Annotated in this window: 11 protein-coding genes and 1 tRNA gene; 6 read left to right on the top strand and 6 right to left on the bottom strand. The window is 71.5% G+C overall.

Features of this window, described 5'->3' with window-relative positions:
* Positions 1 to 24 precede the first annotated feature (24 nt).
* Positions 25 to 519: a DUF3830 family protein gene (locus AB5J53_RS18790; protein WP_369246818.1), complete on the top strand. Its 495-nt coding sequence runs from the start codon at positions 25 to 27 to the stop codon at positions 517 to 519.
* Here the strand turns inward: AB5J53_RS18790 and AB5J53_RS18785 are convergent.
* Together AB5J53_RS18785 and AB5J53_RS18780 are read right to left on the bottom strand one after the other, a co-directional pair.
* Positions 516 to 1,964, bottom strand: a complete 1,449-nt coding sequence (locus tag AB5J53_RS18785) for an amidase (RefSeq protein ID WP_369246817.1) — start codon at positions 1,962 to 1,964, stop codon at positions 516 to 518. The genes AB5J53_RS18790 and AB5J53_RS18785 overlap by 4 nt on opposite strands.
* Before the next feature lie 19 nt (positions 1,965 to 1,983).
* Positions 1,984 to 2,967 (bottom strand): D-2-hydroxyacid dehydrogenase, encoded by a 984-nt coding sequence (locus AB5J53_RS18780; protein WP_369246816.1) that lies wholly within the window; start codon positions 2,965 to 2,967, stop codon positions 1,984 to 1,986.
* A gap of 193 nt (positions 2,968 to 3,160) precedes the next feature.
* On the opposite strand from AB5J53_RS18780, the gene AB5J53_RS18775 reads away from it, so the two are divergent.
* From AB5J53_RS18775 to AB5J53_RS18765, 3 genes are all read left to right on the top strand, one after another.
* A complete protein-coding gene (locus AB5J53_RS18775; protein WP_369246815.1) occupies positions 3,161 to 3,958 on the top strand; it encodes a decarboxylase in 798 nt (265 codons plus the stop codon).
* Positions 3,955 to 4,686 (top strand): decarboxylase, encoded by a 732-nt coding sequence (locus AB5J53_RS18770; protein WP_369246814.1) that lies wholly within the window; start codon positions 3,955 to 3,957, stop codon positions 4,684 to 4,686. The genes AB5J53_RS18775 and AB5J53_RS18770 overlap by 4 nt, the downstream gene beginning before the upstream one ends.
* A 284-nt stretch (positions 4,687 to 4,970) precedes the next feature.
* Positions 4,971 to 6,065 (top strand): LLM class flavin-dependent oxidoreductase, encoded by a 1,095-nt coding sequence (locus AB5J53_RS18765; RefSeq protein ID WP_369246813.1) that lies wholly within the window; start codon positions 4,971 to 4,973, stop codon positions 6,063 to 6,065.
* A 70-nt stretch (positions 6,066 to 6,135) separates the two neighbouring features.
* Here the strand turns inward: AB5J53_RS18765 and AB5J53_RS18760 are convergent, their stop codons facing one another.
* Positions 6,136 to 8,055, bottom strand: a complete 1,920-nt coding sequence (locus AB5J53_RS18760; RefSeq protein WP_369246812.1) for a putative bifunctional diguanylate cyclase/phosphodiesterase — start codon at positions 8,053 to 8,055, stop codon at positions 6,136 to 6,138.
* A gap of 354 nt (positions 8,056 to 8,409) precedes the next feature.
* On the opposite strand from AB5J53_RS18760, the gene AB5J53_RS18755 reads away from it, so the two are divergent.
* Positions 8,410 to 9,993 carry a M6 family metalloprotease domain-containing protein gene (locus tag AB5J53_RS18755; protein WP_369252316.1) on the top strand — a complete coding sequence of 528 codons (1,584 nt, stop codon included), beginning with the start codon at positions 8,410 to 8,412 and terminating at the stop codon, positions 9,991 to 9,993.
* Positions 9,994 to 10,137: 144 nt separating this feature from the next.
* On the opposite strand, the gene AB5J53_RS18750 is transcribed toward AB5J53_RS18755, so the two are convergent.
* A tRNA-Lys gene (locus AB5J53_RS18750) sits at positions 10,138 to 10,211 on the bottom strand.
* Positions 10,202 to 10,912 (bottom strand): bifunctional DNA primase/polymerase, encoded by a 711-nt coding sequence (locus AB5J53_RS18745; protein ID WP_369246811.1) that lies wholly within the window; start codon positions 10,910 to 10,912, stop codon positions 10,202 to 10,204. Before AB5J53_RS18745 ends, AB5J53_RS18750 begins: the two co-directional genes overlap by 10 nt.
* A 296-nt stretch (positions 10,913 to 11,208) precedes the next feature.
* On the opposite strand from AB5J53_RS18745, the gene AB5J53_RS18740 reads away from it, so the two are divergent.
* Complete coding sequence (locus AB5J53_RS18740) at positions 11,209 to 11,565, top strand: MerR family transcriptional regulator (protein ID WP_369246810.1); 357 nt, start codon at positions 11,209 to 11,211, stop codon at positions 11,563 to 11,565.
* A 170-nt stretch (positions 11,566 to 11,735) separates the two neighbouring features.
* On the opposite strand, the gene AB5J53_RS18735 is transcribed toward AB5J53_RS18740, so the two are convergent.
* Positions 11,736 to 12,113: a hypothetical protein gene (locus AB5J53_RS18735; protein WP_369246809.1), complete on the bottom strand. Its 378-nt coding sequence runs from the start codon at positions 12,111 to 12,113 to the stop codon at positions 11,736 to 11,738.
* Positions 12,114 to 12,121 lie beyond the last annotated feature (8 nt).

Below are 12,121 nucleotides of genomic sequence, written 5' to 3'. Positions count from 1 at the left end.
GACCCCGGCGGGACCATGGAGTGCATGGCCGATCGCTATATCGAAGTCTCGCTGGTCAAGCGGGGAGTCCACTGCACGGCAAAGCTGCTCGACGACCGGGCGCCGATCACCTGCGCGGCGGTGTGGGACGCGCTCCCGCTGGGCGGCGACGTCTACCACGCGAAATACGCGCGCAATGAGATCTACGCCCTTTTCCCGCCTTTCGCGAAATCGGAGCCACCCCTGGAAAATCCGACAGTTACCCCTATTCCCGGAGACCTCTGCTATTTCGCCTTCGCGGGCACGGAGCTGGGCACCAAGGCCTACGGCTACGACACCGACGTACGCCCCGGCACCACCGTCGTCGACCTCGCCCTCTTCTACGAACGCAACAACCTGCTCCTCAACGGCGATGTGGGCTGGGTGCCGGGCATCGTCTGGGGCCAGGTGGTCGAGGGCCTCGACGCGATGGCCGAGGCCTGCAACGACCTGTGGCGCTCGGGCGCGCTGGGCGAGACGCTCAGCTTCCGGCGGGGCTAGGGCGCCGACGCCGACGCCGGTGGCGAGGTCGGGGTCGCGGTTGCGGTCGCGGTCGGGGAAGCCACTCCCGCGGCTCCCGCCTCGTACAGCGTGTGCGCCGTCCGCAGGACGAGGTCGTCCCGGTGCCGGGCGGCCACGATCTGCAGACCGACCGGCAGGCCGTCCGCGTCCACCCCGACGGGGACCGTCGCGGCGGGCTGCTGCGTCATGTTGAAGGGGTACGTGAACGGGGTCCACCCCGTCCATCGACGCTGCCCGGAGCCCTTGGGGACCTCGGCGCCCGCCTCGAAGGCCGTCAGCGGCAGGGTGGGCGTCACCAGGACGTCGTACGACTCGTGGAAGCGGCCCATCCGCCGCCCGAGCTCCATGCGGACGTCCACCGCGGCGAGGTAGTCCAGCGCGCCGAAGCGGGCGCCGAGGCCGCAGATCTCGCGGAGGCCGGGGTCGAGCAACTCCCGCTGGTGGGGCCCGAAGTGCTGGGTCACGCGGGCCGCCCCGCTGAACCAGAGCGTGTGGAAGGCGTCCACCGGGTCGGTGAAGTCGGGGTCGGCCTCGGTGACGTACGCGCCGAGGCCCGCGAGCCGCTCCACCGCCCGCCGCACCGCCGCCGCGACGCCGGGACGGACCGCGACCTGCCCGCCCAGCGAGGGCGAATAGGCGACCCGCAGCCCCCGCACCCCGCCCTCCAGCGCGTCCACGAAGGACCCTCCGACCGGCCCGAGCGCGGACCAGTCCCGTGCGTCGGGCCCGCTGATCACGTCCAGCATCAGCGCCGCGTCGGCGGCGTCCCGGGTCATCGGCCCCACGTGCGCGAGGGTTCCGAAGGCGCTCGCCGGATACAGCGGCACTCGCCCGTACGTCGGCTTCAGCCCGAAGATCCCGCAGAAGGCGGCCGGGATACGGACACTGCCGCCGCCGTCCGTGCCGAGGGACAGCGGGCCCGCGCCCAGCGCGACGGCCGCCGCGCTGCCGCCGCTGGAGCCGCCCGCGGTGCGCGAGACGTCGTACGGATTGCGTGTCACCCCCGACAGCGGCGAGTCCGTGACGCCCTTCCAGCCGAACTCGGGCGTCGTCGTCTTGCCGAGGAAGACGGCGCCGTGCTCGCGCAGCCGGGCCACGGACGGCGCGTCCTCGTCCGAGCGCCCTTGCGGATCGGTGGTCCTGGAGCCGCGCAGGGTCGGTGTGCCGCGCATGAGGAGGATGTCCTTGACGGTGACCGGGACGCCGTCCAGCAGGCCCGCGGGCTCGCCGCGCCGCCAGCGCTCGGCCGACTCCCCGGCCCGGGTGAGGGCTTCGTCCGCGTCGAGGCGTACGAAGGCGTTCACGGCGGGCTGGATGCGATCGGCCCGGTCCAGGGCCGCGCGTGTCGCGTCCACGGGGCTGAATTCGCCCTTGTGGTAGCCATCGACGAGTCGTAGCGCGGTCAGCTCGGTGAGTTCCGACATCGGCCCCTCCAAAGGGAGTTCAGTGTCCCGGCACGTACCCACGCTTCTTGTCGACGACGTTAGGCAGCGGCTTTCCCGCCGCCCAGCGCTCGTACAACTCCACGAACTGCGTGCCCAGTTCATCCCGCCAGCCGGCCGTGTCCCCGCTCATGTGCGGCGACACGATCAGCCCGGGCACCTGCCACAACGGGCTGTCGGGGCCGAGCGGTTCGTGCTGGAAGACATCGAGGGCCGCACCCGCGATCCACCGCTTCGACAGCGCCTCGGCGAGCGCGTCCTCGACGACGAGCTGCCCGCGCCCGACGTTGATGAAGCGCGCCGACGGCTGCATCATCCCGAAGCGCCGCGCGTCGAACATGCCGCGCGTGGCCTCGGTGAGCGGCGCCGCGCACACCACCCAGTCGGCGCGCGCCATCAGCCGGTCCAGCTCCTCCGGGCCGTGGACACCGCTGCGCGCGGCGCGCCCCACCAGGGCCGTCGTGACGTCCAGCGCCTTGAGCGATTTGACGACCGCCCGCCCGATCGGCCCGGAGCCGACCACGCACGCACGGGTCCCCGCCACGCGCTGCGACTCGCGGTGCCGCCACTCCCGCTGCCGCTGCAGATCCCAGGTCCGCGGCAGATCCTTCGCCATGGCCAGCACCAGCGCGGCGACGTACTCCGCGATCGGCTGGTCGAAGACCCCGCGCGCGTTGGTCACCACCGTGTCGGACGCGGCGAGCTCGGGGCACATCAGATGGTCCACGCCCGCGCTCGCCGTGTGCACCCAGCGCGGCCGCGGACCCGCGCCGGGCCAGGCACGGCGTACGGCGTCCGAGGTGAAGTCCCAGACCAGCAGGACGTCCGCGTACGGCAGCCGCTCGGCCAGCGTGGACTCGTCGGCGTGCTCGATCCGCACCCGACCGGTGAGTCTGCCGAGACGGGGGAGGGGGTCGGCGTCGAGGACCAGGAGGGTCGTCCGGGGCAGGGGCTGGGTCGGGGGAGAGGACATACGGGCGGTCATGGGGGGAAACCGTTTCGCAATGCGGGTCCGCTTTTCTGAGGGTTGAAGGTGGGCCTTCCGAGGGGCGATGGTGGACCAGAGCCGTCTGAGATGCGCGGATTGACCACGCTCGCACCCGAACCTACCTTCGTCAACACGGGCCCGCGTACGGTCCGTTGCCCACCCGTTTCCCTTTGTGAGGCCGGTGCCTGCCATGGATGTCTCCTTTCTGGGCGGCCCCCGGCCGCAGCGCGGCATCGGCGTTGTCGCCCCCTTCGACTTCGCTCTCGACCGGGAGCTGTGGCGCTGGGTGCCGGACGACGTCTCCCTGCACCTCACCCGCACGCCGTTCGTGCCGGTCGAGGTCAGCCTGGACCTGGCCCGCCTGGTCTCCGAACACGAGACGCTCGGCGACGCGGTACGCGCCCTGAACGCGGTGGCGCCCGAGGTCGTCGCGTACGCCTGCACCTCCGGCAGCTTCGTGGGAGGCGTCGCCGGGGAGCGCGCGATGTGCGAGGCGATGACGCGGGCGGGCGGGGTCGCCTCGCTCACCACGTCCGGCGCTCTCCTCTCCGCGCTGCAGGAGCTGGGCGCCCGCCGTATCGCGCTGGTGACCCCGTACACGGTCTCGGTGACCCAGTCCCTGGAGGAGTACGTGGCCGAGGCGGGCATCGCGGTGCGGGGCCGTGCCTACATGGGCCTGACCAGGCACATCTGGAAGGTCCCGTACCGCGATGTGGTGGAGATGGCCCACCGGGCGGTACGGGGCGAGGTGGACGCGCTCTTCATCAGCTGCACCAACCTTCCGACGTACGACGTCATCCCCCAGTTGGAGGCGGAACTGCGCATCCCGGTTCTCTCGGCCAACCAGGTGACGATGTGGGCGGCGCTGCGTCAGCTGGGTACCCGGGCCGTGGGTCCCTATCAGGCTCTGCTCGACGAGTCCGCTCGTCGTGGGCCGGTACTGCCGGAAGGGCCCGTACTGCCGGAAGAACAGGAAGGTTGGGCATGACCGCACTCGGATTCCTCTACCCCGGTCACTCGGGCGAGGACGACTACCCGCGCATGGAGCAGCTGCTCGGCAGCGACATCCGCCTTCCCCTCGTCCACACGGATATCGGCGAGGACGCGCACCGGGTGGACGCGCTCCTCGAGATGGGCTCGGCGTCGCGGCTCGCGGCGGGCGTGGAGGAGCTGCGCCTCTCCGGTGCCGAAGCGATCGTGTGGGCCTGCACCAGCGGCAGCTTCGTGTACGGCTGGCAGGGCGCCCATGACCAGGTGCGTGCCCTCGCCCGGGCCGCGGGGCTGCCCGCCTCCTCCACGTCCTTCGCCTTCGCGCACGCGGTGCCGGAGATCGGTGCGCGGCGGGTCGCTGTCGCGGCGACCTATCCGGAGGATGTGGCCGCGCTCTTCGCCGCGTTCCTGAAGGACGCGGGGGTGGAGGTGGTCGCCGTGAGCGGCGCCGGTGTCATCACCGCCGCGGAGGTCGCCACCTGGGGGCCCGAGCAGATCCTCGCCCTCGCCCGCGAGGCCGACCACCCCGACGCGGACGCGATCCTCCTCCCCGACACGGCCCTCCATACGGCGTCCCACATCCTGGCCCTGGAGAAGGCCCTGTCCAAGCCCGTCCTCACCGCCAACCAGGTCACGGTCTGGGAGGCCCTGCGCCTGGCCGACCGCCGCGTGAACGCCCCCGAGCTGGGGACGCTCTTCACGAGGGAGCCGATCGTGCAGGTGTGAGGGGTTTTTCGCCCCCTCCGCCCCTACCCGTCCCGACCAGCCTTTCGGCTGCGGGTGCGTGGGGGTTGCTCGCGCAGTTCCCCGCGCCCCTTTTAGGGGCGCGGGGAACTGCGCGATCTTTTAGGGGGGTCTGGGGGCGCAGCCCCCAGGGACGGGACGGGTAGGGGCGGAGGGGGCGAAACAAAACCCCCAGCCCCACGCGGCGCCGCACCCGGGAATAAACGGAGACCGCCTCCTGTTCGTACCCGGCGGACAACATCGCGCACGCATCAGGAGGCACCCCGGTGGACGAGACGGACGAGATCCGAGGCACGGCGACGGGCACCGCCCCCGTACCCCTGTCGGTCCTGGACCTGGTCACCGTCGGAGCGGGCCGCACCGCGACCGACGCCCTGGGCACCAGCGTCAGACTCTCCCGCCTCGCAGAGTCCCGCGGCTTCCACCGCTACTGGGTCGCCGAACACCACTCGATGCCGGGCGTGGCATCGTCCTCGCCCGCCGTGATCCTGGCCCACCTGGCCGCCCACACGACCCGCATCCGCCTCGGCTCGGGCGGCGTCATGCTCCCTAACCACGCCCCCCTGGTCATCGCGGAGCAGTTCGGCACACTGGAGGCGATGGCCCCGGGCCGCATCGACCTGGGCCTCGGCCGAGCCCCCGGCACGGACGGCGCGACCGCGGCGGCCCTGCGCCGCACGGACCACCTGGGCGAGGGCGCCGACGACTTCCCCCAGCAACTCGCGGAGCTCACCCGCTTCCTGGACGACGACTTCCCCGACGGCCACCCCTACGCCCGCATCCACGCGGTCCCCGGCCCCGTCCAGTCGACGTCCCCCGGCGGCGTACAGTCCCCGCACCGCCCCCCGATCTGGCTCCTTGGCTCCTCCGGTTTCAGCGCCCGCCTCGCCGGAGTCCTGGGCCTGCCCTTCGCCTTCGCCCACCACTTCTCGGCCCAGAACACCATCCCGGCGCTGGACCTCTACCGCGAGTCCTTCCAGCCGTCGGCGGTCCTGTCCGCCCCCTACGCCCTCATCGGCGTCTCCGCCCTCGCCACGGACGACGAGAAGGAAGCCCGCCGACAGGTCATGGCCGCCGCCCTGAACATGGTCCGCCTGCGCACCGGCCGCCCGGGTCTGGTCCCGACACCCGAGGAGGCGGAGGCGTACGCATTCAGCCCCATGGAGCGGGAGTTCATCACCAGCTGGAACGCCAACGTCATTCACGGCACGGCAGACGAGGTCCGCTCCGGCCTCGACGACCTGCAAAAGCGCACCGGCGCCGACGAGTTGATGATCACGGGCAACGCCCACAGCGGCGACGTACGCCTGCGCTCGTACGAACTCATCGCGGACGCATACGGGTTGCCGAAGCCTCAGTAGTCTCAGGCCCGTTCGGACCTCAGGCCCGTTCGGACCTCAGGCCTACGCGGACCTCAGGCCTGCGCGGATCTCAGGCCTGGCGGCAGTCGGTCGCCGTCAATAGTGCGGAGATACGATCCGGCGCCACCGGCCGCGAGTACAGCCAGCCCTGGCCGGTGTCGCAGCCGATGCCGCGCAGACGGGAGGCCTGCGAGGCGGTCTCCACGCACTCGGCGGTGACCGTCAGGCCCAGCCGGTGGGCGAGTTGGATGAGGGCCTCGACGATGACCTCGTCGGCGGGATTGGGGTGAGCCCCCGCGTCTTCGTACTGGAAGCCCCGTACGAAGGAGCCGTCCAGCTTCAGTACGGAGACCGGGAGGCGGCTGAGGTAGGCCAGGTTCGAGTAACCGGTGCCGAAGTCGTCGATGGCGATGCGGACGCCCATGTCGCTGAGGGCCTGCAGGGCCTGGAGGGGCCGGCCGGCCGAGCCCATCACCGCCGACTCCGTCAGCTCCAGCTGGAGGAGGTGCGGGGCGAGGCCCGTCTCCGCGAGGATGTCCGCCACGTCGGCGACCAGGTCGGAGTCCCAGACCTGGCGCACCGCCACGTTCACGCTGACGAAGATCGGTGGCGCGTCCGGGTGGTCCAGCTGCCAGCGGCGGGCCTGCCGGCAGGCGGTGGCGAGCACCCAGCGGCCGAGCTGCACGATCGAACCGTCTTCCTCGGCCAATCCGATGAACCGATTCGGCGTCAGCGTTCCGAACTGCGGGTGGTTCCAGCGGACCAGGGCTTCGACACCGCGTACGCCGCCGTCCTCCATGCCCACCAACGGCTGGTACTCCAGGGCGAATTCACCGCGCTCGACGGCCGCGCGGAGGGTGGAGGACAGTGCCTGGCGGGTCATCCGGTGGGCATTGCGCTCCGGGTCGAAGAGGGTCCAGCGGCCCTTGCCGTCGGCCTTCGCCCAGTACAGCGTCGTGTCCGCGGCCTGCATCAGACCGGTCGCGCTGGTCCCGGCGGCGCGCCGCTCGACAACCCCGATCGACGCGGAGAGGGACAGCCGCTGACCTGAGAGGTCGAACGGCGCCTGGAGCGCCTTCAGGACGGATTCGGCGAGGTCCGCCAACTGGTCCGTTCCCGTGGAGTCCTCGACGAGGAGCGCGAACTCGTCGCCGCCCAGTCTCGCCACCAGGGGGGTGGCCGCTCTCGCGTAACCCGCCTCGTCGGCGCAGCGCGTCAGGCGTTCGGCGACGGCCGCGAGCAGCCGGTCCCCGACGCGGTGGCCGAGCGTGTCGTTGACCGCCTTGAACCCGTCGAGGTCCAGATAACAGAGCCCGACCCGGCCGGTGCCGCCCTCCTCGTACGCCTCCGCCTCCAGGGCGGCCGAGAGGCGCTCGAAGAACAGGGTGCGGTTGGGCAGCCGGGTCACCGGGTCGTGCATCTGCAAGTGGCGCAGCCGTGCCTGGAGTTCACGCCGGGCGCTGATGTCGGCGACGGACAGCAGCACGGCCTGCTCCTGCGGGGGCAGCGGCGCGACCGTCACCTGGACCCAGAGGGAGTGCCCGTCGGGGTGCTTGAGGCGCCGGGTGCAGCGCAGCCGGGCCTGCCGGCCGCGCAGCACCTCGCGGTACGAGTGCCAGGTGCGGGCGTCGGACGCCAGGTCCACGAGATCGGCGGCGATCCGCCCGGTGAGCGTGTCCGCGCCGCCGCCGAGCAGCGTGCCCAGCGACTCGTTGGCGGTGACGACCAGGCCGTCGCGGTCGACGACGGCCATGGCGAGGGGCGCGGTGGCGAAGGCGGCCTGGAAGCCACGGGGTGACGTTCCGTCGGGTACGGGCGTGTCGGGGGGCGTTCCGGCAGAGGCGTACGGGTCAGGAGGTGACCCGGGGGAGACAGATGCACCGGGAGGCGCCCCGGCGGACATACGAGGAGATGTGCCGATGTGACGCTCTGTGACGGCCGGCCGGACGAGGTCTGCCGCGGGCGCCGGCCCTTCGGACGTTCCGCTCACCGCTCGCTCCCGCAGTGCACTCGTTCTTCGTATGGGTCTTTCGGGGTGGTCGGCCGGTGCTGGACGGCCGAACAAGCCGTGTCCGTGCAGGAAAGTGTGCCGATCATAGAGGGTGGCCTCGGGGAGTTGCAGCCACTGTCCAGTGTCCCGGAACAACTGCCGGTTCTGACAGATCGTTTCTGCCTCCATCTGGACGGGTTCCTTCCCTGGCCGATCGCATGTGACGTTCCGTGAGTGTTCGGGGTGTCGGCGTCACGTGGCCACTCACCCTTCTGGTGCAGACAAACAGGGCGAAGTAATACAAACTCGCCCAGGCTGGGTGCGGTGTCCCGAAGTCCGCATCCGGAGGTCGACGTGCCGCGTCCGTTCCCCCTGAGGGGTCTCACCCGTGAGGCTCTTCAGGGATTCACCCGTGAGACCCTGCGGGGCCTCACCCGTGACGGGACGCCACGCTGGCGCAGCACCGCGGCCGTGTTCACCTCGATGACCGCGCTCGCCGCGACCTCCCTGATGCCGGGCCCCGCGCTCGCCGAACCCCGCTCGGCCCCGTGCGCCCTGGAGCGGACCGAGGCACACCACTCGGAGGGCGTCGACACCTGGAACTCCGCGTATGTGCGCCCCACCCGCCCGCTCGACGCGGTGATGGTCTTCCTGTCCTTCCCGGACTCCACGCCACGGACCACGCCCGCCGAGCTGACCGCCGACTATTTCCCGACCACCAGCGACTTCTTCGAGCGCGCCTCGTACGGAAAGTTCACGGTGCGCCCGCATCCCGTGCGCGACTGGATCCGGATGCCGCACACCTCCAAGTCGTACGCCATACAGCGTGACTGGAACTCCGCGCACCGCACCGCCTATCTGCGCGACGCGCTCGCCGCGGCCGACCGGCAGGTCGACTTCTCTCGCTACGACATCGTCTACTTCGTGGCCGACCCGGACGCGCCGGGCGTCGACTCCGACGCCACGAAGGTCGTGAACCTCGACACACCCCTGCAGGCCGACGGCAAGGACATCCGCCGCGTCGTCACGCTCTTCGAGAAGCACCCGCCCGACCGCCTCGTCCTCGCCCACGAGACCGGCCACGTCTTCGACCTGCCCGACCTCTACCACCGCCCCTCCGACGGCAAGGGCGACTGGGACACCTACGTCGGCGACTGGGATCTCATGGGCAGCCAGTTCGGACTCGCCCCCGACCTGTTCGGCTGGCACAAGTGGAAGCTGGGCTGGCTGGAACCGCACCAGGTGGCGTGCGTGCGAGGCACCGGCAGTACGTTGCTGACGCTGGAGCCGCTGGGGGCGGGGCCGGGGGTGGTGGGCGCGGCCGGGGCTGGGGCGTCGGGGCCGTCGCGAGCCCTGGGCTCGTCGCGCGCCTCGGGCTCGTCGAAGGCCCGGGGTTCGTCGAAGGACCGGGGTTCGTCGTGGGCCTCAGGTTCGCTGCGGGCCCTGGGGGCGTCGGGGTCCTTGGGTCGGTCCGGGTCCTTGGCTTCGTCCGGGTCCTTGGCCTCCTCCGGGCCCTTGGCTTCGCCCGGGTCCTCGGTGCCGCCGGGGGCGTCGGGTTCGCCTGGTGCCGCGGATGCCCCGGGTCCGCAGGCCTTCGGTTCCGGCCGGGGCACCAAGCTGGCGGTGGTCCCCACCGGCGCCGACAGCGCGCTCGCCTTCGAGGTGCGCGGCTCGGCGGGCAACGACGGTACGACGTGCTCGCAGGGCGTCCTCGTCTACCGCGTCCGCAGCGAGGCCGAGTCGGGCGGCGGCCCGATCGAGGTCCTCGACGCACACCCCCACACCGAGTCCTGCTGGGAGGACTCGGTCTACCCGCCACTCGCGGACGCGCCGGTGGCACTCGGGGAGAGCTACACCGTGCCGGGCGAGAAGGTCCGGATCGAGGTGGAGGACCGGACGGTTTCGGGGGCGTGGACGGTGAAGATCACGACGGGGTGAGCCGGCCCCTTGCGACTCCCGTCACCGGGCCGACCTCACGGGGGTATGCGTGGCGGAGCCCCCACAACACGCGGCGAAGCCGCGCAAAACAACGATGGCGAGGCTCGTTCGCGTTTCCGCGAACATGCCTCGCCATCGCTAGCGTGCGCCGCCAGGGACTCGAACCCCGGACCCGCTGATTAAGAGTCAGCTGCTCTAACCAACTGAGCTAGCGGCGCCTGCTGACGTCGTAGACCTTAGCATCCTGATCGGCGGGAGGAAAAATCGATATCCGCACCGCGGCGGAGGCGGCCCCGCGGGCCGCCCGGACGGCCGCCCAGAGCAGGATCTCGGGGCCGGGAAGCCAGGGATGCCGGGTGTCGGGGGCGACGAGCCAGCGGGATTCCAGGCGGGCGGCGGCGCTCGGCCCGGTGCCGGTGGCGTTCGGTCCGGTGCCGTCGGTGCTCAGCGCGGGGACGGTGACCGCGTCCCCCGTGCCGTGGCAGAGCAGCGGAGGCACCGCTCCGCACCGCCCCACGTGCCCGGTGCCCTCCTGGCCCTCGGCGCCGCGGGAACCCCACTCCTCCCACTCCAGGAGTGACGGCAGCCGCTGAGCCGTACCGGGCGCGGCCAACAGCAGCATCCGCCCGCGGTACGCCGCCACCGGGCCGGAGCCGGGCCCGTCGTCCCATAACCGGTCGAGCATCCGCCGCCCGAAGATCGCCGGAGCGTTGACGACGTCGAACGTACTGCCGCAGGGCAGGACGACCGGGGCGTTCGGGCGTTCCGCCCAGAGGGCGAGCGTGCTGCGCGGACACGTTTCTGCCGAGGCGAGCCAGGCGGCGCCCTCGGAGGTGACGCCCGCGATGTCGAACCGGTCGGGCAACGGTGCGCCGGGGCCGTGGGGGGAGGTGCTTGCCGGGTTCCGTGTGCTGCTCATGCCGATTACATCTACCGGCGGTAAGCGTTCCGTCTCGAAGGGTTGCCGGAAATCGGGACAGGAGGGGGTGAGGGGGAGTATCTTGCCCCGCTGGCATATGCCAGCGAATCTTGTGACGCTCGGCGGCCAAGGAGGCCCTGGCGGCGCTCTCGGCGATGATCAGTCCGGTGGAGGCGCGCTGTGCGAAGAGCCGCGGGGCGCTTGCCGTAACTGCTGCCGTATGCGTCATGCGGGTACGGTAAAAGTTGACATCAGTGTCAACTTCTAGGCCCCTTTGTCGGCAGGCGAGGTGGAACATGCGGATCGGTGAACTGGCCCGGCGCACCGGGGTGAGCGAGCGGTCGTTGCGCTACTACGAGACGCAGGAGCTGTTGCGGGCCGGGCGGACGCCGGGTGGACATCGCGACTACGGCGACTGGGCGGTGGACCGGGTCATCCGCATCCAGGCGCTCTACGCGGCCGGGCTGACCAGCAAGAAGATCGCCCAGCTCCTCCCCTGCATGCGCGACGCCGACGGCGGCCCCTCCGCCATCGCCACGCCCCGGCTGGTCGCCGACCTCGCCGCCGAGCGCGACCGCATCGACCGCACGATCGCGGACCTGGTCCGGTCGCGAGAGGTACTGGACGAGGTGATCGACGCGGCGACGGGATGACGAGGGGTTTCTTCGCCTCGCCGCGCCCCGTCAGGGGCGCGGGGAACTGCGCGACAAGCCCCCACCGTTCCGCACCAAAAGAACAACCCAGGGGGTCTGGGGGGCACAGCCCCCAGGTACGGGAATGGGTAGGGGCGGCGGGGGCGAAAAACTCGGCGGTGCACCCGGGGTCAGGCGAGATCACTCACCCCGTGCCCATGCCCGTTCCCCTCCACCCCTCGCAACAGATCCCGTCCGAACTCCACCATCTTCTTCGCGTAATCCTCGGTCCACTCGGCCCGCTCCCCAATGGCAGCCGGCGTAAGCCGGTCGAACCGCCGAGGATCGGCGAGCTGCGCCGCGGCGATCGCCTGGAACTCGACAGCCCGGTCCGCCGCGGCGCGAAAGGCCTGCGTCAGCTCCGTGGCCCGATCCAGCAGCGCAAGCGGATCATCGATCGACTCCAGATCGAAGAAATGCTCCGGATCCCCGGCGGCCTCCGCGGGCTCGAAGAGCAGGGGCGCGGGGCGTAGCCGCGGTTCGTTCCGACGCGGCGTGGGCTCCGCCATGTCTTCTC

Source organism: Streptomyces sp. R41, assembly GCF_041053055.1.
Lineage (GTDB): Bacteria > Actinomycetota > Actinomycetes > Streptomycetales > Streptomycetaceae > Streptomyces.
The sequence above is the reverse complement of the archived record's forward strand: the minus strand, read 5'-3'. Positions and strand labels throughout refer to the sequence as shown.

Coding starts and splice junctions, on each gene's coding strand:
- AB5J53_RS18740 (WP_369246810.1), top strand. CDS start 11,209: ATGCGGATCGGTGAACTGGCCCGGCGCACCGGGGTGAGCGAGCGGTCG.
- AB5J53_RS18775 (WP_369246815.1), top strand. CDS start 3,161: ATGGATGTCTCCTTTCTGGGCGGCCCCCGGCCGCAGCGCGGCATCGGC.
- AB5J53_RS18780 (WP_369246816.1), bottom strand. CDS start 2,967: ATGACCGCCCGTATGTCCTCTCCCCCGACCCAGCCCCTGCCCCGGACG.
- AB5J53_RS18785 (WP_369246817.1), bottom strand. CDS start 1,964: ATGTCGGAACTCACCGAGCTGACCGCGCTACGACTCGTCGATGGCTAC.
- AB5J53_RS18770 (WP_369246814.1), top strand. CDS start 3,955: ATGACCGCACTCGGATTCCTCTACCCCGGTCACTCGGGCGAGGACGAC.
- AB5J53_RS18745 (WP_369246811.1), bottom strand. CDS start 10,912: ATGAGCAGCACACGGAACCCGGCAAGCACCTCCCCCCACGGCCCCGGC.
- AB5J53_RS18790 (WP_369246818.1), top strand. CDS start 25: ATGGCCGATCGCTATATCGAAGTCTCGCTGGTCAAGCGGGGAGTCCAC.
- AB5J53_RS18735 (WP_369246809.1), bottom strand. CDS start 12,113: ATGGCGGAGCCCACGCCGCGTCGGAACGAACCGCGGCTACGCCCCGCG.